15 protein-coding genes are annotated in these 18,486 nt (G+C 47.7%); 3 read left to right on the top strand and 12 right to left on the bottom strand.

What is annotated here, in order from left to right:
* Nucleotides 1-3 precede the first annotated feature (3 nt).
* Together MKY28_RS03655 and MKY28_RS03650 are read right to left on the bottom strand one after the other, a co-directional pair.
* Nucleotides 4-510 (bottom strand): cation:proton antiporter regulatory subunit, encoded by a 507-nt coding sequence (locus MKY28_RS03655; protein ID WP_036617317.1) that lies wholly within the window; start codon nt 508-510, stop codon nt 4-6.
* Nucleotides 500-973, bottom strand: coding sequence for a GreA/GreB family elongation factor (locus MKY28_RS03650; protein ID WP_340934952.1), 474 nt, complete (start codon nt 971-973; stop codon nt 500-502). Before MKY28_RS03650 ends, MKY28_RS03655 begins: the two co-directional genes overlap by 11 nt.
* Nucleotides 974-1,361: 388 nt before the next feature.
* Between MKY28_RS03650 and gdhA the strand changes: the two genes are divergently transcribed.
* The gene (gene gdhA / locus MKY28_RS03645; protein ID WP_200904550.1) at nt 1,362-2,747 is read left to right on the top strand and encodes an NADP-specific glutamate dehydrogenase; all 1,386 of its coding nucleotides are present in this window, start codon (nt 1,362-1,364) and stop codon (nt 2,745-2,747) included.
* 154 nt (nt 2,748-2,901) lie between these two features.
* Entirely contained in the window at nt 2,902-3,756 is an 855-nt protein-coding gene (locus MKY28_RS03640) for a pentapeptide repeat-containing protein (RefSeq protein WP_340934951.1), read from the top strand.
* A gap of 159 nt (nt 3,757-3,915) precedes the next feature.
* Here MKY28_RS03640 and MKY28_RS03635 read toward each other — a convergent pair whose 3' ends face one another.
* The 6 genes from MKY28_RS03635 to MKY28_RS03610 form a co-directional block, all read right to left on the bottom strand.
* Complete coding sequence (locus MKY28_RS03635) at nt 3,916-4,893, bottom strand: diaminopimelate dehydrogenase (protein WP_017687032.1); 978 nt, start codon at nt 4,891-4,893, stop codon at nt 3,916-3,918.
* 212 nt (nt 4,894-5,105) lie between these two features.
* Complete coding sequence (locus MKY28_RS03630; protein WP_047843922.1) at nt 5,106-5,684, bottom strand: hypothetical protein; 579 nt, start codon at nt 5,682-5,684, stop codon at nt 5,106-5,108.
* Nucleotides 5,685-5,716: 32 nt separating this feature from the next.
* The gene (locus tag MKY28_RS03625; RefSeq protein ID WP_017687030.1) at nt 5,717-5,863 is read right to left on the bottom strand and encodes a hypothetical protein; all 147 of its coding nucleotides are present in this window, start codon (nt 5,861-5,863) and stop codon (nt 5,717-5,719) included.
* 50 nt (nt 5,864-5,913) lie between these two features.
* On the bottom strand, nt 5,914-6,897 hold the full coding sequence (locus MKY28_RS03620; protein ID WP_047843923.1) for an alpha/beta hydrolase: 984 nt from the start codon (nt 6,895-6,897) through the stop codon (nt 5,914-5,916).
* Between the two features lie 233 nt (nt 6,898-7,130).
* On the bottom strand, nt 7,131-7,886 hold the full coding sequence (locus MKY28_RS03615; RefSeq protein ID WP_076328221.1) for an exodeoxyribonuclease III: 756 nt from the start codon (nt 7,884-7,886) through the stop codon (nt 7,131-7,133).
* Nucleotides 7,887-7,996: 110 nt separating this feature from the next.
* Nucleotides 7,997-8,554, bottom strand: a complete 558-nt coding sequence (locus tag MKY28_RS03610) for a GNAT family N-acetyltransferase (RefSeq protein ID WP_076328222.1) — start codon at nt 8,552-8,554, stop codon at nt 7,997-7,999.
* 131 nt (nt 8,555-8,685) lie between these two features.
* Here MKY28_RS03610 and solA point away from each other — a divergent pair, with 131 nt between their 5' ends.
* Nucleotides 8,686-9,819, top strand: coding sequence for an N-methyl-L-tryptophan oxidase (solA, locus tag MKY28_RS03605; RefSeq protein WP_143781427.1), 1,134 nt, complete (start codon nt 8,686-8,688; stop codon nt 9,817-9,819).
* A gap of 134 nt (nt 9,820-9,953) precedes the next feature.
* On the opposite strand, the gene MKY28_RS03600 is transcribed toward solA, so the two are convergent.
* The 4 genes from MKY28_RS03600 to MKY28_RS03585 all read right to left on the bottom strand — a co-directional run bounded on the left by MKY28_RS03600 (nt 9,954) and on the right by MKY28_RS03585 (nt 18,427).
* Complete coding sequence (locus MKY28_RS03600; RefSeq protein ID WP_076328224.1) at nt 9,954-11,798, bottom strand: RICIN domain-containing protein; 1,845 nt, start codon at nt 11,796-11,798, stop codon at nt 9,954-9,956.
* A gap of 40 nt (nt 11,799-11,838) precedes the next feature.
* Nucleotides 11,839-13,185, bottom strand: a complete 1,347-nt coding sequence (locus MKY28_RS03595) for a glycoside hydrolase family 43 protein (protein ID WP_340934944.1) — start codon at nt 13,183-13,185, stop codon at nt 11,839-11,841.
* Between the two features lie 442 nt (nt 13,186-13,627).
* Nucleotides 13,628-16,666 carry a beta-galactosidase gene (locus tag MKY28_RS03590; RefSeq protein ID WP_340934942.1) on the bottom strand — a complete coding sequence of 1,013 codons (3,039 nt, stop codon included), beginning with the start codon at nt 16,664-16,666 and terminating at the stop codon, nt 13,628-13,630.
* Nucleotides 16,667-16,930: 264 nt separating this feature from the next.
* On the bottom strand, nt 16,931-18,427 hold the full coding sequence (locus MKY28_RS03585; RefSeq protein ID WP_340934940.1) for a glycoside hydrolase family 30 protein: 1,497 nt from the start codon (nt 18,425-18,427) through the stop codon (nt 16,931-16,933).
* Nucleotides 18,428-18,486: the final 59 nt, after the last annotated feature.

Below are 18,486 nucleotides of genomic sequence, written 5' to 3'. Positions count from 1 at the left end.
AGGCTAAGTCCGTCCATCAGTTAACAATTGTTTGAGATGTTTGATCTGATTCCGTTCACCGGCAACTACAATTGTAGCTCCAGCGGTAAAAGCATAATCCGGGCCTGGATTAAAATGCTTCTCCTTATCCTTGGTCACAACAGCGAGAATTACGGCGCCCGTGGCCTGACGGATATCCAGTTCACCAATCGTCATGCCTACGCTTGCGGCGTGAGGCTCAATCCGTAGCCATTCGATTAACAGCCCTTCAAGCATCACTTCACGCTCATCCTGAAACTTCGGTTTATAGGTCATACCACCAACAATAGCGGCTACCGCCCGGGCTTCATCATCGTCCAGGGTGACAAGAGATACCATATCACCCACCTCTTCAGGTGTATCCCCTGACTCCATATGGAACAGGTCACGTCGCTCGTCGTTATGAATCACTATGACCAAATGCTCACCACTACGGGTATGCAGCCAGTATTTACGTCCAATCCCTGGTAAGTCCGTCTCTTTAAAGTGCATGATCTGCACCCCCTAGCGCCGGCTCGTTCAAGGTTTCGCTTTTCAGCTCGATCCCCGTAATGCGGATTCTCATGGAACCTGATGGTGTATGAACAGACTTAACTTCCCCTTTACTGCCAAGCAGTAATTGACTCCCTACTGGAGAGAGGAAGGAAATACGACCCTCATCAGGATTAGTATCCTCTGGCATGACAATCATGAAAGAATCTGACGTATGAAAATCGAGATATTCAAAATCAATATGACTGCCGATCAATACAGCTGAGTCCAGATCTTCATCAGGACCCAGGAGCAGTTTTTCCACATACTCTGTATATGCGGACAATTGTTTTTCCAATTGTATCCGCTCTGGATCGCGCACGTCGAAATAGGCGTCGAGAAATGTTCTTTTCTCTTCACCGAATGTAAATAGCTGGCTCACCAGCTTCTCTCTGCAATTATGGCGGGAAGTCCTATGGTTCATAATAGATTTCACCCCCTATACAAGCCTTGTTCTCCATGTTGATTGGCATGTTTCTCTTCATCATCTTGTTTTCCTCCTTTTTATTTTAAAAAGACCCCGGGATACGAGACCTTCTTACCATCTTACCAAAACTAATATTTTAATCCAGTATATTCGTCTAACTTGCTTTTTTATTATCATTTGTGGTCATATCTTCCATTTAATAACTTAATTCTTCACATCATATGGTAGATCCATAGAACATTTTAATTACTGCATAAAAAACATTTTATGAATTTTCATCTCGTATTTTTATTTGCTTTCCTGTATATTTAACTACAAACTTTTATTCAATTTATGCAAATAAGCCTCTACAGACTTTAACACAATAAAGGAGTGCATCGAAAAAGTGTCCACGATAACAAAAGAAACTACAGAGTCCGTTCAAGTTACTGCCGCAGAATATGTTCATTCCGTTTACGAGTCGGTTGTCGCCAGAAATCCGCACGAAGATGAGTTCCATCAGGCTGTCAAAGAAATTCTGGATTCCCTTATTCCTGTTATTGAAGCACACCCTAAGTATAAGAACCATAGTCTGTTGGAACAGCTTGTTGAACCTGAACGTGTAATCACATTCCGTGTCCCATGGGTAGATGATCAGGGCAAAGTTCAGGTTAACCGTGGATTCCGTGTGCAATTCAACAGTGCCATTGGCCCTTACAAAGGCGGACTTCGCTTCCATCCTTCTGTATACTCGGGCATCATCAAGTTCCTTGGCTTCGAACAGATCTTCAAAAATGCTTTGACCGGTCTGCCCATTGGCGGTGGTAAAGGCGGTTCTGACTTCGATCCCAAAGGAAAATCGGATCTGGAAGTCATGCGTTTCACGCAAAGCTTCATGACTGAACTTTACAAATATATTGGTTCCGATACCGATGTACCAGCAGGTGACATTGGTGTAGGTGCACGGGAAATTGGTTACATGTTCGGCCAATACAAACGTATCCATGGCGGACATGTGGCAGGCGTATTGACAGGTAAAGGACTGCTGTACGGAGGAAGCTTGGCGCGTAAGGAAGCGACTGGCTTCGGCTGTGTGTACTTCGTGAAGGAGATGCTGCAATCCAAGGGACTCAGCTTCCAAGACAGCACAGTCGTTGTCTCTGGCTCTGGTAATGTGTCCATCTATGCCATTCAGAAGGCACAGGAGCTTGGAGCTACAGTTGTGGCGTGTAGTGACTCAGGTGGCTACATACACGATCCACAAGGCATCAACCTGGATACCGTGAAACGTCTGAAAGAGGTTGATCGTCTTCGCATCAGCGAATACATCAAAGAACACCCGCATGCTACATATACTGAAGGCTGTGAAGGCATCTGGTCCATCCCTTGTGATATTGCTCTTCCATGTGCAACGCAAAATGAGATCGATGAAGAAGCTGCGGCCCTTCTAATCAAAGGTGGCGTGAAGGCCATTGGCGAAGGCGCCAATATGCCTTCCACCCTGGCTGCCATTGACGTCTTCCACGGTGCAGGCGTGCTGTTCGGTCCAGCCAAAGCGGCTAATGCCGGAGGTGTAGCCGTGTCTGCTCTTGAAATGTCACAGAACAGCATGCGGTTGTCCTGGTCATTTGAAGAAGTAGACGCCAAGCTGCATGACATCATGAAGAACATCTACACCAGCTGTGTAGAAGCTGCTGAAGAGTATGGCTGTGAAGGCAACCTCGTAGCCGGAGCGAATATCGCCGGTTTCCTCAAGGTAGCCGATTCCATGATCGCTCAAGGTGTAGTTTAATTTAATACGTGATTCTCCACGATCAGAGGGCGTTCCCATCCATTTGGGAAACTGCCCTTTTTTCCTTGTCTTCAATTGCTCTAATCGCAAGGCAATGGTAAAGTGGTACTGACGTAATTCCATCTATTTGTACTATTATAAGGAAGTGTTTACATTGTCTAACCAACCATTTGCCAGCACTGCGAGTCCTCATCTTAGCGCAGACTGTGAGCAATGTTTTGGCCTGTGCTGTGTTGCCTTGCCCTATGGCAAGTCATCTGACTTTGCTTTTGATAAAGCCAGCGGCACACCCTGTCCCAATCTGCGTACGGACAATCGATGTGGTATCCATACCCAGCTTCGGCAGAAAGGGTTCAAAGGTTGCACGGTATACGACTGTTTCGGAGCTGGACAGAAGCTGTCTCAAGTGACCTACGCGGGCAGAGATTGGCGTGATCATCCAGAGTCTGCAAACGAGATGTTCGATTGTCTGCCTGCCTTGCGACAACTTCACGAGTTGCTCAGTTATATGAAGGAAATGATGATGAGACCGGAGACGTCATCCCTTCACTCGGCATTTGGTGAGTTATATGAGGAGGTTGAGCGCTTGAGCAATCTGGAGCCTGCGGCCCTTCTCCGTCTGGACATCGCCAATTATCGGTCCAGTGTGAATCAACTCTTGGTCCAGGCAAGTGAGATGGTACGCGCGAATGTGCCACCCACCGCTCATGGACAAGGGAAGTCGAAGAAGAGTAAAAAACGTACCGGAAGTGACTTTTTTGGTGCCAATTTAAAAGGGACTGACCTGCGGGGCGCAAGCTTCCGAGGGGCTTTAATGATCGCAGCCGATCTCCGAAATGCAGACACAAGAAATGCGGATTGGATTGGCGCGGACTTGCGGGATACGGATCTGGGCGATGCAGACCTGAGAGGTGGCATCTTCCTGACGCAATCCCAGATTAATGCAGCCAAAGGTAATGTGAATACCAAGTTGCCGGATCATCTTAACATTCCCTCACACTGGGTGTAGGGTGCCATTTCCGCAAGAGCACGAGCAGGGATACAGGCAGGATAGTACCTGCCAATTCATATGAATGTATGAATCGTATACAGCAACAGCAAAAAAAACAGCTCGTCCTATACATCCAAGGACGAGCTGTTTCTATAAAATCACTGGAACGAATCAGAATTATAACAAGTCGCGGCGAAGATCTTCAGCCGATTTTGGAGACAAATGACCGAGCGGAATATCAAATACCGTTTTTGCTCCCTTATGTCCTTCCACGCTCAAGCGTTGTGCGGCTCTTGCATACGCTACAAGTACGCTTGCTGTAAATTCAGGATTGCTGTCGAGTTTCAGACCAAATTCAATAATTTGCTTTTGACCAGCACCTGTAACCCCACTGCGAATTACAAATCCACCATGCGGCATACCTTCATGCTCGGATTTCAATTCTTCTTCGCTAATGAATGTTACAGTTGTATCGTAATCTGCAAAATAGTTAGGCATCGACACAATCGTCTCACGGATCTCATCCTGATTAGCACCATCTTCTGCTACCACATAACATTGACGCAGATGTTTCTCACGTGTAGACAGCTCTGGTGTCTCCCCTGCACGAATGCGGTTGATCACCTCTTCAACAGGTACAGTATACTGTACACCAGCCTTAACGCCTGGAACACGACGAATAGCATCCGAGTGGCCTTGGCTCACACCTTTGCCCCAGAACGTGTACTCTTTTCCTTCTGGCAGGATGGACTGTGCAAGCAGACGGTTCATGGAGAACAAGCCTGGGTCCCAACCTGTGGAAATGACACTTACGTGACCGCCTTGCTCTGCCGCAGCATTAACTTCCTTGTAGAATTCAGGAATCTTCGCATGTGTATCGAAGCTATCTACCGTATTGAACAACTTGGCGATGGCTGGTGTCTGCTCTGGAAGGTCGGTTGCAGAACCACCACAGAGGATCATAACATCAACCTTGCCTATGTATTGCTCCGCTGCAGAGATATGCTCAAAACGTACTTCTGTGCTTTCAGCGACCATCTGCTCCGGATTACGACGTGTAAACACAGCAATCAGTTCCATATCCTCGTTCTGGGAAATGGCTTTCTCTACACCTTTACCCAAGTTACCGTAACCAACAATACCCACTCTAATCATGTTCAATCCTCTCCTGTCTTCTTCTATAGTTGTCTATTACTCTGTTTATAATGATATAACATAACATGTAACCTGTCAGGTTTCCAGTTCGAAATAAAAATACCTTGCAGCGGTGCAGCAATAATGCGGCTCCGTATGCAAGGTATTATGGCGTTCATTCGTTATTTTAGGAAGAAAAAAAGCAGGAAAGAAAAATAGCCCTTATCTTCTGCTTATGATTCTGTCCAGGTCAACGTCAGTTCAATGACGCCTTCCTGTCCCGCCAATGTTCCTCCAATCAAGGACCAGACATCCTGCGTTTCTGGATCGGTTCCCTGAATGATAATATTTTTGTCATCGATCGTCTGACCTGCATCCGTCAACTTTTTGGCGTTGAAGTAATCTTTATACAGCTGAGATACGGTTTTCATATCTTGTTCAGTGGAGAAAATCACCATCGCCGATTGCTTGCCTTCATTCTCACCAGAATTGGCTAAACGAATTGTTGCATCTTCCGGCAATGGGAAATCACTTGGCAAGTTCTCCGGCAACTCATTGGTTCCAGCAGACGTTTCTTCACCACTATCCGAGTCCGAGTCGGTTGGTGCAGTCGTACCCTCCGTTTCGGTCACTGCACTTGTTGTTGCTTCGCTTGCACCTTCATCAGTCGCTTGTTCACCAGTTCCGGAGGAAACTTCAGTGTCCACCTTCTCCGTATCACTCGGTTCGTCTGCCGCGCTACTGCAAGCACTCAAGGCCACTACCATCGCCAGTGCCGCACAAGCCAATACATATTTCCTTCTCTTTACCATCCGTTACCACTCCTTCATCTTCATTTTATGTGCTAATCACGTTCAAACGGCTGGATCACAGGCACCGCATGAACGTTATTCTTAACCCATATCACAGATACAGATAATACACTTAAAGACAATAGACAACTGGCTACAAGAATGGACAGGAAGCGGGTGATTACTTTAAACTTTTTCATCCATCCCTCCTCCTCATCCTGTTCATCATGTGTTTGTGGAATCATGTTACTCATAGGTCACTGGACGGTGTCACTAATTTCATGATCTCGGCGGCGACAATATCCGGTTGACTGTTGTGGATACTGTGTGTCGCTTGTGGAACTGTCAGCTGTGTTCCGTGTCTTGACCATGAAGCAAAATTCGCTTGGTCGGCCTGCCATGCATGACTGTCCTCATCCAACTCCTCCGAACCGGCTGTGAGGATCGTCAGGGGAAAGCCAAACTTCGTTTTGTTCTCAAGCACACACGCTGCATTTGTTCTGGAATTCCGAACCTCTTCCATGACATTGTCATTGTACGCATGTCTCAGCGTGGATATCGTGACGGCTTTTTTCATCGGTTCCGTTACCAGACTTGGGTCAATGACCAGAGATGCCATCATGCGATCCGATTGCAGCAATGTTCGTGCGATGCCTGTTTTCACCAGAAAACGGGACCCATCCATCATCCATTCCGGTGTATTCAGATCCGTACGACTGTAATACTCTGGGCTTCCGCCATCGATCATGACCATGCCAGCCACTTCATCAGGATACCTTTGCGCAAACCGCAGTGTCTCCAGCGCACCCAGGGAGTGACCGACCATGATGTAAGGTGGACGTTGACCGGATGTTCGTAGCAATTGGTGGATCTCTTCCGAGATGGTATCAACATCACGAGGGTCATCCGTATAGTCGCTGTATCCATACCCGAACCGATCATATACCGCAATTTTCACCTGTGATTTCAACTTGTCATATAGCGGACTGAAATCCACATACGGATTGGGTGTACCCCAGCCTGAGGCAAACACCACGGTTACCTCTCCTTTGCCGGCGGTGTAGAGGTGCATGTTGCGACCACTCACTTCATAATACTTGCCTGGCGGGGGATAGGACTTCATATCCTGCGTGGATTGATACGCTTCATACGCTGTACCTGCCAGCAGCAAAAGTCCTGTGGCAAGCATGATGCCTCCCAGCACTTTTAACCCTCTCCGTAACCCCTTCTTCATCTTCTCTACCCCTTACCCCAAAGGTTCATCTATATATGTATGCTTCAATCGTACCCAAGAAATAGCGGGATTGAAACAATCCCGAGTCCAGTTCTTTCCCCAACCAAAGTCCAGTGTCCCTCCCCTACCTGTGACGCAAAAAAAACTGCAAATCTCCCATTCAGGAAACTTGCAGTTGATCTATACTTGTATTCTAAAACTCTTACCTCAATCTATCTCACGATGATCCTTACCTATAGTTGCAAAGTAAGACCCACCGGGCAATGATCACTGCCCATCACGTGGCAGTCGATATGCGCATCTGCCACCTTAGGTGCCAATTGATTGGATACGAGAAAATAATCAATGCGCCAGCCCACGTTCCGTTCTCTAACCTTCGGCATATAAGACCACCAGCTGTATACATCCGTACGATCCGGATACAGATGACGGAAGCTGTCTACATACCCGGAAGCAAGCAAATCAGTCATCTTGCCACGCTCTTCAAGGGTAAATCCGGAATTGCCCAGATTGGGCTTCGGATTCTTCAGGTCAATCTCCTCATGAGCCACATTCAGGTCACCACAGACGATAACCGGTTTAGTCTGCTCCAATTGCAGAATGTACCCCCGGAATCGATCCTCCCATTCCAGACGATAAGGCAGCCGGGTCAGATCCCGCTTCGCATTAGGGGTATAGACGTTCACCAGATAAAACTCATCATACTCCAGTGTAATCATCCGGCCTTCCGGCTCGCTGTCCTCCTCCATCCCGTAACGAACGGATAAAGGTTTGATTCGGCTAAATACAGCCGTACCGGAATAACCTTTTTTGATCGCATAATTCCAATATTGATAAACATCTTCCCCCAGGTCCATCTCAATCTGTCCGGCTTGTAATTTGGTCTCCTGAAGGCAGAAAATGTCCGCCTGACTCTCCTGATAATAATCCATGAATCCTTTGGTCACACATGCCCTTAAGCCATTCACATTCCAGGACACCAGCTTCATATCCTCATCTCCTCACATCTCTCCAATATAGCACGGGCTCATTCAGAGGGACAAGCCTTACGGCTCTGGAATGAGATGGAGTCATTGGAATCCTGATGGGGCTAGCTTGCCTATATTTCGCTTCGTAACTTAGAGAACACCGCAAGGTCAATATATCTGCCTTTCTCAAACTCATGCTGCCGCAGTACACCTTCCTGTTGGAAATCAAGTTTATGTAACAGGTGAATTGACGCCTCGTTCTCCGGTTCAACCTTTGCTTCAATTTTGTTGAGCTGCATGCTTGTGAATCCAAAATGTAACACTGCACGGGCCACTTCCGTCATAACACCGCGGCCCCAGAAAGATGAACGCAAATCGTATCCAATTTCTGCACGGTTATGTACATCTTCATAGTTCAGGAACCCACAGGTTCCGATCACTTTACGAGTTTCACGGTCTTCAATCATCCAGCGTAAACCCGTGTGTTCTTTGAAAATCTTCGTATACCAATTCATCTCACCCTGTGCATCCTCCACGGATTCAAAGGGAGTGAATGGCATATATTGAACCACAGCTTCATCGGAATATAACGCGAGCAGATCATGGCTGTCTCCAGCCTCGGCTGACCGGAGGATGAATCGTTCTGTCTGAATTAATGGAAATAGATCAAACCTAAATTGCTCACTCATGCGAGGTCTCCTTTGCAACATTCATTGTAGAAGTCCATTTTACTACACTTGCCTTCATCAAGCTTTTACTATTAATATGTTCTATTAAGGCATTACTGTAGAAAAGGATACATAGGAGAGGACGTGCTATTATCACACAATCATATGACGTTATTATCGTTGGAGCCGGCTCCATGGGTATGAGTGCTGGGTATTATCTATCGCGCAGTGGATGCAAAACTTTATTAATCGATGCCTTTGATCCTCCGCATACGGAAGGAAGTCATCACGGGGATAGCAGACTGATGCGCCATGTGTACAGTGGTGGGCCTGACTATATTGCCATGGCATTACTTGCACAGAAGTTATGGCACGAGCTGGAGGAAACGACCGGAGACCAACTGTTTGTTCCTTCCGGTGTAATAAATGTGGTTGATCCGGAGATTCATTCCTTCCACAACCGATTGAGCCATGCAGATGATGCAGGTATTCGGTATGAAACGTTGCACGCAGCCGAGGTGATGAAACGCTGGCCAGGTATTACAGTACCTGAACATTACGAGGGCATGTATGAGCCTGATGCGGGTTATTTGTATAGTGAACCCTGTATTCGTGCCTTTCGCAAGGCGGCCGAGGCTCATGGTGCCACCTTGTTAACACACACACGGGTGGAGCATATCGAATACGGACCACATTCCGTGGCAGTTCAGACTTCAGGTGGTGAGACATACCATGCAAATCAAATCATCCTGAGCGCTGGCGCCTGGTTTCAGACATTGAAACCTTTCGTGGATCTCCCGATCCAGGCTGTACGTAAAACGGTTGGATGGTTTGATGCACCAGAAGCCTTGTATGGCGAGGCACACTTCCCCGGTTTTACACTGGCGGGAAAAGAAGGTACATATTATGGATTTCCAAGCATTGGCGGATCAGGTCTGAAGATGGGTCGTCATGATACGGGCCAGGTGTGGACACCAGGAAGTACAATGGCTCCATTTGGTACGGAAGAAACGGACGAGGGGGATCTGCGCAGGCTGCTCGAACTTCATATGCCTCAGGCAGCAGGAGCATTGAAGCGTGGTAGTGTATGCAAGTATGAATTCACTTCGGATGAAGATTTTATTATCGACCGACACCCTGCCCATGAACGTGTGTGGCTCGCAGGCGGTTTCTCCGGTCATGGCTTCAAGTTTGCAAGTGCCATTGGGCAGATTCTATCCGACTTGGTGCAAACGGGGCACACCGATCAGGATATTAGCAGGTTCGCCCTATCCCGTTTTCGTTAAGTACCAGCTGGGTGGATGAATATATGTATGTATGTCTAAAATAGCTACTTTCCTTGAGGGTGCAGTGTTGCTTAGAGCACTGCACCCTCAAGAAAAAAGGACACGTAATAACGTTTAATTCATGCGTACTCACACTAATTAACTTTGACTAGGCTCCATTGCTGATTGGCCCCGCCATTGTCGGCCCACTGAATGGTTGAGGCACCCGCGGTTAGAGACCCTTGATTGATGTCAACCGTCAGGCCACTGTTTCGATTCGCAAGTACCACATATCCTCCCACATCAATTGGCAGCCATTGCTGATTGTTGCCCCCGTTATCCTGCCACTGAATCAGAGCGGCTCCGCCTTGTGTGGAACCCGAATTCACATCCAGCAAAAGCCCACTGCCCACATTGCGGATGTTGTAATATCCGTTACCTGCGGACTCCAGCTTCCACTGCTGGTTGGCTGCTCCATTATCATTCCACTGAATGATTGTTGCCCCACCCGTAGAAGAAGCACCGTTAACATCGAGTGCAAGTCCACTATTGCGGTTGATTAATTTGTAGATGGCCCCGGATTCATATCCTGTACCGCCATTGTAAGTTGCACCGGAAATGACGTAGGTTGTGACCGAATTGGCCTTTGCCGTAGCGGTAAAGGTTTTGTTTTGCACCGAAATATTGGTCAGTTGCTGCAACTTCTCCGTTGAAGAGGTCCGATATACTTGAGCAGACGTGCCTGTGTTCGTAAAACGACTGAGATCATAGGTTACCGTTGTATCCGTCGATTCCGAATTGGTTGTAACCAGTACTACTTTGCCGGAAGCTGCATCATAGGCTGCAAGGGTATTGGCATCACTCATGCCGATAATCTTGTACCCAGGACGAATAAATTTGCTGTAATTACCCATGACATAATATTTTTGGTTCACGGTGTAACTGGTCGTTTGTGTATTGTTCAACACGTTCTTGAAAAATCCCCATCCTTCTGCACTATCGACGGCTTGCCAATACACCCATCCACTTGCGCCCATATTGCGAATATCCTTGAGGATGGTACGTGACATGGTAAGTCCACTTGCATCCCCGTCTCCATATTCCGAGGTCCACAGATGTTTGCCCGCAGACGTCGCTGTGTTGCGCAAAGCAGTACGATTGCTTCCGCCATACGTATGAGTGTTGATCTGAGTGATCGCTGATTTAACCGCATTGCTGTAGCTGTTGAACGACACATTGGAATCATCGATACTGTATTCTTCCGGTGCGCTCAGCTTTGTGGACAGGCCCTTTGCATTCAACGAAGCTTGTACCTGACTCAGAATTGTGTTCTGATCCGCCCGGTCAAAGTGCATGCCCTCCTGGTCATTGCCCTGCTTCCACCACGTCGAGATCGGTTCATTCAGCGGAGTTACGCTATCAAATGTGATCCCCCAGTTATCACGAAAATGCTTCACAACCTCAGTTAAGTAATCGGCAAAATCATCGTAGTAATCGGGCTTGAGGTTGTTACCACCATTGGCCGAACCGGACACATTACCACTGATGGTCATCCAGTAAGGTGCGGAATTTGCAAAAGCTTCGATGACATTCACGCCTTGCGCTTTGGCAGCTTGCAGCATATATCGTTGGTTTGCATCTGCATTCCAGTCATACACGCCGGGAGAAGGCTGGTAACCAGGAACGGCTTTGCGATATTCGAGGATATTGGATGATGGATTATCCCCGCCTCCAATGTTGTACCGCAGGATATTCAAACCCAGTCCGGTATTCGCGTTGAACATTTTCTCCACATACTCATCCCGATTGGAATATTCTCCAACCACTTTTCCCCACCACGCGAGGGATGTCCCCCATCCTTCCATCGTCTGATATTGCTTCGATGGATCGGCAACAGCCGTGTAGGCTCCTGCAGCAGATACCTCTGTCCCCACACCTAAACTTCCTGTTAACAGACTTCCTGCCAGCAGCAGCGAGCTCATTCGTTTTAACCACTTCATCCGCTTCACTCCTTATCATTTTTCAAAACACGAACACCAATTATTGTGCAACCTCTCTGAAGGTCGCGTCTGACTTATCGAGTGCAGTAACGACAGCTTCCAGTTTCAACATGTTATTATAATGTCTCAGGTACAGGTTCGGGTTACTAAACGAGGTATACGATGTCCAACTAGCGTTAGCAAGTCCATTTACACGTTTGAACGTGGCGTCATTTCGGAATGTAGTGCTGCCGTCATTTTTCACAAGTGTGATGTTGCCATTATTATTGCGCAGGAAATAACCCGGATAATTCATGGACTCAAACGAAATGCCTGTTGCATTCGACAGCCCGGGAACGATACGGAATTGTGCATCTTCCGCCGGACTGACACTCGCATCAATCCGTGCCTGATAGTTGTAGTGACGAATGAAGCTGCCAGGCACATTGAATGACTCCAGCTTGCGGATATCCCCCGGTTGTCCGGACTCTTTCAATACGGTCATATGCCGGACGAGTCCGGTAAGACCTGCAATCTCTTGTTTGGCACCCCAAGTCTGGAAGTTGTCAGCAGAGTCGCTGTAATAATATTTTTGTGTTGCATAGCCGTCAAAGTAGATTCGCCATGAACCATTATCCAGCTGAACAAGCGCCGGACCTTCCACCCAAGAACCCCAACCTGCCCAATCCCCTGTACCTTTAAAGGTATAAGGACCCGTTAGCGAGGTTGCTGTCGCATATTCAATGTATTTGGTGGTCTCGTTCTTGGTAAAAGCATGATAGGTTGAGCCTGTCTTCACGATAAAAGTGTCGATATAATTGGGAGCAATGCCTGCCAGTTCAGTAGGTGCAGACCATGAGGTAGATGTTAGATTACTACCTGAAGCTGTGAGTACATAAGGTTTGAAATTCTGATAGTTTCCTGGTGAGAGGGACACGATAATGTTCAGACTGCCGTTGCTGTCTTTGAACCATTCTGGTGCCCAGGTGTGTGCGATTGTGGTAGGGGTGGATAATGTAACGTTACGGACAAATGTCCAGTTTACCTTATCCGGGCTGGAGGCGATGCCAATGGTGTTACCCGACCAGTTCGTGGTGTAAACAACGTAATATAGACCATCTGTGTGCTTCATGATGCTGGGATCGCGGATCAGATCGGCCGGAGGTGTATAGGCTGGCCCTTTTAGCAAACCATAGTGGGTCGCATTATAGGATTCGTAGATATACATATTGGACTCACTTGTGTTCGTAAAAGCGGATATCGTATATACACTTGTTGCTGCTCTGGCTGTATTGGGGAATAACATCGTTAATAGAAGCAATGTTCCAAGCAGCAGAATCATTCCGGCCTTGAAACCTTTGGACTTTCCTACTCCTATTCCTATTCCCTCTTCCTTCTTCGTCAACATTGGGTCATCTCCTTATTCATGAGTGATGAACAGAGGAATACCTTACTGTATTACCAATGACAAAGCGTACCTGGGACTGCCACTGATAAGCAACACCTCACGACTACCTGTTCAAATTCCAATTACATGAAGCATCACTCCCTTCAAAGATCATGGATGAACACTCTTTATATATGTAAACGGTTACAATTAATTAAACTACAAGTGTTACCTTAGTTCGTTGTACCAACCTGATCACCACAGTTCCCCCATTCCCTTAGCTAATTCACTCCGCAAGACTGAATCCAAAGATTCACAAGCTCGAGTTATTTGACTAAGAAAATGAGGTAGTGTGACCGTAGTAAAAAAGGTGAAATGCTGAGCCCAACTCGAACTATCTCGATCCAGTTATTGTTCTCAACTATAGTTGGATCAGTAAGACAGCTAACGATCCATGCATGAACTATTTCACCACAACCCACGGATAACGGGATAACGCATCCAACAGGAATCGTACACGTTCTGGTGTTCTGCCTTCTTCATCGAACAAAAGTAATTCATTCTCTTCCTGTAGCCATGCTACTGGAATTTTGTAATCCTCTTGCGGACCAATCTGCCAGTAACGGCCCAGATGATGTCCGTTCAGGTGAATGGTTCCTTTGCTCATTCCGGTCAGGCGAAGCATCAGGTTCACTTTATGATGCTCTGAAACTGCAGGCTTCGCGAAACGCCAGCGGTACCAGACCGGCTGACCATACGATCCTCGGACTGGAGTATGATTGGATACAGGGTGAGACTTCTCGCTTAATGTAGCACTATTAACCGATCCATTCGTGTTGTGGGGAATCAAATTGGCAGTACAATTGCCACCTGGGGCGATACCAGTCTGTCCTGCACGCTGGATTGACCCCTGTGCTCCAGGATGGATCGATTCCGGTCCTACCTCGTAGCTCTCCCATTGTTGCGGAAGCAATGCATCCGTCCCTGCAATACGCCAATCCTTCAGTTCTCCCTGACTCGGATATGTGATCAGTTCCAGTCTATCCAGCGATGAACGGCTATAAGGCATTTCCAATGTATTCGTCTCTCCGGGCTTGATATACAAGGATATGTCTAACGTCTGGAAGGCAAACCAATCCTGATATCCTTCCATCGGAACTTCGATGCCATTGATACGAAGACCTTTGCTCAAGGCACCCACAAGAATCGCCCGATCCATGCCATCCAGCGTAAAGCTTCTGCTCAGCAGTGGAGATCCTTGGAGAGAGTTCACCTCGTCGAGATGCACAAGTCCACTCTCCATACGCCAATCCCGGCGAATATCCTGAACCTTGCCATCCAGATACACAGCACCAGCCAGACCTTTGCTCTCACCCAAATACGGGGAGAAGTTCAATCTGCCCATATGCTGCACCAGAATCTGAAGTGTATTCTTCCCTTTGGCCACCTGCAACTGTACTCCAGCGGCACCTACCTGACGCACTAATGCCTGCTGAACACCATTAACAATGATTCTGGCAGTATCCTGGATATCCGGCAAAATGAGGTTAGTGATCCCTTCGGTTGGACTCTCGAAATCACATTCGTACAATAGATAACCAAAATCTTGTCCGTATCGGGAAAAGTCTTCTGGTTGTCCACTCGCCGGACGCTGCTTCGCAGTTAACGTAACACGTGACAGCTCAGGAGAATCAGACAATGTCGGCGCACTCGGTAATGTCCACGGAAGCTGCTGCTGTATACCTGCAATAGGCTTCTCGCTGGTATAGAACTCGTGACCTGTTAACGTCCGTTCTCCATCGGTCCAGTCACCAAGCAGCGTAATTGTGCGATCTGGGTCAGTAATCATACCCTTGACCTGACCAGTTGGCAATACGTCCACGTCATCGAAACCGATCACATAACGTAGTCCCTTCTGATCTGTTGCTTCCAATCGCCATGTTCGATTCATCGTTTCTTGATCCAGAATGATGAATCGGATCGGTGTGCCGTTTGCTTCCAGCTGGATCGTTCCCGGCTCTTGGAAATGGAACAAATCGAAGCGGTATACGTTCCTGGCTGAATCATGTTCGACCAGCACTTGCACTGTACTGCCCGTGACGTTTAATACCTCGGCTTCCAGTTCAACAACAGAACGCTGCCCGGCAGCCGCCACGATGAACAGAGTCAATTCTCCATTTATCATTTCATTGCCCGTAATCATCGTACCCGCAGTCAGGTATACGTGTTCAGCAATCTGTACTCGATCCAGCAAAGGAACAATCTGTCCTGGATTCAGCGATACGGGAAGAGTACGGCCTTCCTCCAAAGTAATGTGCATCGTCTCGCGTTCATCCTTGTGACTCTCCAGAAACCAAATCTTCTGGTTGTCAGCCTGTCTGCCTCGTACAGATATGCCTTCAGGATGACGTACAACGATCTGTTCTTCTGGAATTTCCTCTGTTTCCATCAGAAGGGCCCCGAAAGCATGGACGAAATAGGACAAATTCTTGGTTACTGCATATTTCGGTGTCACCCGTCCATATTCGTTCAGCGGTGCATCATAGTCATAGGACGTAATCATGAAGATGTCACTGCTACCCATCGTTCTGCCGCCATATCCACCAAAGTTCGTGCCACCATAGAACATGTAGTGACTGATTCCGGTATACCCGGCACGCAGAATCTCCATGATACGTCTCTCTAGTAAAGGGGCTGTCTTCTGAATGGCTGAAGGTCCTCCCCAATTCTCAAACCATCCGGTCCAGAATTCCGTGACCATCTTCGGGGTGTCCGGCTGTTTGGCTCGGAGTTTCTCATAATGCCCGTCAGCACCTGACCAGAAATTAGCCCCTTCAATTGTGCCTTCCGCCCCGCCAACGCAAGTGATCAGCGTAGCGTCAATGCCACGTTGCAACAATCCATCTCTCAGCGTATTCATATGGTCACTTGCAGCAGCGTCATCCATCAGATACCCGTATTCATTTTCCACCTGAACCAGAATGACCGTGCCCCCAGCGGACAGCTGGCGTTCCCGAATAATCGGCACAATCCGGTCAAAATACAAATTCACATAGTGCAGATACGTCTCATTATTTTCCCGGAATTTCATGCCGTCCTTCGTACCAAGCCAGTATGGGAAACCGCCAAAATCCCATTCTGCACAGATAAACGGACCCGGACGCGCGATGACCCACATGCCCAGTTCTGCGCACAAATCCAGAAATGCTCCGCAATCGTTGTCCCCTTCAAAGGACCACTGTCCTTCTTCCGGTTCATGCACATTCCACGCAAAGTAAGTGTCGATGCAGTTCATACCTGCCAGCTTCGCCTTCAGCAGAGCCTCACGCCATTCCTCCTTTGGCATACGGAAATAATGGACCGTGGCACTGTTCAGAAATACACGCTCTCCGTTTAGGAAAAAGCTGCGTGCATCGTATGTTAATTCAGATAGAACACCATTCTCAGCCCTTGCGATGTTCTTCTCCTGTTCCTGCAGCAAAAGGGATGCTTTCTCTGTCAAAATTATCCCCTCCTTCTCTTTATTGATATAAATTGAACTAAAGATTATTTACACTGCACACTTCGATGACAGAACAACCTTCCGATCGCTGTTATCCCCAGATTTTTTTGATTTCCTTTTCTCAAAGGGAAAATCCGGGGATAGCGTATGCTTCCGATGTAGCTTTCTTGCAGAAAGCTTGTAGGCGAACGCTTCGCTTTTTCAGGTTTTTTCTTTCCTCTCCGTTTGGTGTAAATGTTTAGTTTAATTTATATTCCTTAATCATCAATTCCCCTGTAACGTTACGCCTTCCAGTACAACCGTTGTGATAGAATTGTCAGCCGTAGGCACTTCCAGTCCGTTGGCATACACCGGGATGTCTTCAAGCTGTTCCATGTTCCGATCCGGTGAAGTCTGATACACCTGCGCGGTGGCTGATTTTCCGTACGCATACCCTTCCAGTTCAAACGCCGTTGTACCCGCTGACAATTCATTGCGAATCACTAGCACCAATCTCTGGTGTTCCGCGTCGTAGGCAGCCAGCGTGCGTCCACCATCGGTTGGAATAATTGTCGCGCCAGGACGAATGAACTTCGTGAACTGGGCCATGCCGTAATACTGTTTGGTCATCTCGTACTGCTCTTCTCCGTTGAAATTGGCATGAATGAAGCCCCAATTGTTATTGGCGCCTTCATCTTCAACGGCCTGCCAGTATACCCAGGCGGATGGCTGCATGATTTTCAGATCAAACATTATCCGCTCCGCCAATTCTTGCACCGAGGTCATATCCTCATGACTGTGCGGCTCGCTGCCGCCGGTTCCGTACTCGGACATCCACAGCTTTTTGCCATGGCGTTCTGCCAGCGTGCGCAGCTCTTCCATTTTGCTACCATTATAGGAGTGGGTATTGATCTGCTGGATTACGTCCAGCGTGTCCTGATCATAGAGGTTGAAATTAAACACCGTCTCATCAATGCTGTTATCATCCGCGGCACTAATGACGGTTCCATCCAGTCCTTTGGTTTTCAACGATGCAGCAACTTTCTTGATAATCTCGGCCTGTTTCTCATTCGTAAAATGACTGCCTTCCTGCATATTGCCCTTCTTCCACCAGTCGGAGGAAGGTTCATTGAGTGGATTCAGTGTGCGGAAGGTGATCCCCCACTCGTCCCGATAATGCTTTACAACTTCGGTCAGATAATCGGCAAATGCATCATACTGGTCATCACGCAGATTATTGCTGCCATCCACGGCTCCGGTAACGGATCCACTGATCGTCATCCAGTAAGGTGGTGAATTGGAGAATGCTTCGGCAATGTTCACACCACGCTCCATCGAGCCTTGTAATACAGCACGCTGACCTGCATCAGCATCCCAGTCCCACTCTCCAGGTTCAGGCTGGAAGCCAGGTACATCCCCGCCGGGACGAAGAGCTTTCATCTCCGGATTTTCCTCGCCGCCAATATTGTAACGAACGATGTTCAGACCTAATCCTTTCTCCGGGTCAAAGACCAGATCCATCACTTCACTAACCTTTGCCTGATCCTTCCATTCTCCAAGATCGTTGGCCCACCAGGCAAGTGACGTACCCCAACCTTCAAAATGATCATAGGATTGGTCCATCTTTAGACGTACCGGTTCCCCTTGGAACTCAAGTGTTTTGGATGATTCATTGGCAAAATGATTGATAACAATTCCTCCTCCTGCCAGCAGGGCAATCAGGGCTACACCCATGAGGATATAGTTCCGTTTGCTCCTGCTGCGTTGTTCTTTATGCGCCATGGGCTATACAATCCTTTCTCCATGTACGTTGATTACTCCATTGACCCTGAACATCAGGT

This window comes from Paenibacillus sp. FSL R5-0473, assembly GCF_038004565.1.
In the GTDB taxonomy this organism is placed as follows: Bacteria; Bacillota; Bacilli; order Paenibacillales; family Paenibacillaceae; genus Paenibacillus; species Paenibacillus amylolyticus.
The sequence above is the reverse complement of the archived record's forward strand: the minus strand, read 5'-3'. Positions and strand labels throughout refer to the sequence as shown.

Coding starts and splice junctions, on each gene's coding strand:
- MKY28_RS03655 (WP_036617317.1), bottom strand. CDS start 510: ATGCACTTTAAAGAGACGGACTTACCAGGGATTGGACGTAAATACTGG.
- MKY28_RS03650 (WP_340934952.1), bottom strand. CDS start 973: ATGAACCATAGGACTTCCCGCCATAATTGCAGAGAGAAGCTGGTGAGC.
- MKY28_RS03635 (WP_017687032.1), bottom strand. CDS start 4,893: ATGATTAGAGTGGGTATTGTTGGTTACGGTAACTTGGGTAAAGGTGTA.
- MKY28_RS03630 (WP_047843922.1), bottom strand. CDS start 5,684: ATGGTAAAGAGAAGGAAATATGTATTGGCTTGTGCGGCACTGGCGATG.
- MKY28_RS03625 (WP_017687030.1), bottom strand. CDS start 5,863: ATGAAAAAGTTTAAAGTAATCACCCGCTTCCTGTCCATTCTTGTAGCC.
- MKY28_RS03620 (WP_047843923.1), bottom strand. CDS start 6,897: ATGAAGAAGGGGTTACGGAGAGGGTTAAAAGTGCTGGGAGGCATCATG.
- MKY28_RS03615 (WP_076328221.1), bottom strand. CDS start 7,886: ATGAAGCTGGTGTCCTGGAATGTGAATGGCTTAAGGGCATGTGTGACC.
- MKY28_RS03610 (WP_076328222.1), bottom strand. CDS start 8,554: ATGAGTGAGCAATTTAGGTTTGATCTATTTCCATTAATTCAGACAGAA.
- MKY28_RS03600 (WP_076328224.1), bottom strand. CDS start 11,798: ATGAAGTGGTTAAAACGAATGAGCTCGCTGCTGCTGGCAGGAAGTCTG.
- MKY28_RS03595 (WP_340934944.1), bottom strand. CDS start 13,185: ATGTTGACGAAGAAGGAAGAGGGAATAGGAATAGGAGTAGGAAAGTCC.
- MKY28_RS03585 (WP_340934940.1), bottom strand. CDS start 18,427: ATGGCGCATAAAGAACAACGCAGCAGGAGCAAACGGAACTATATCCTC.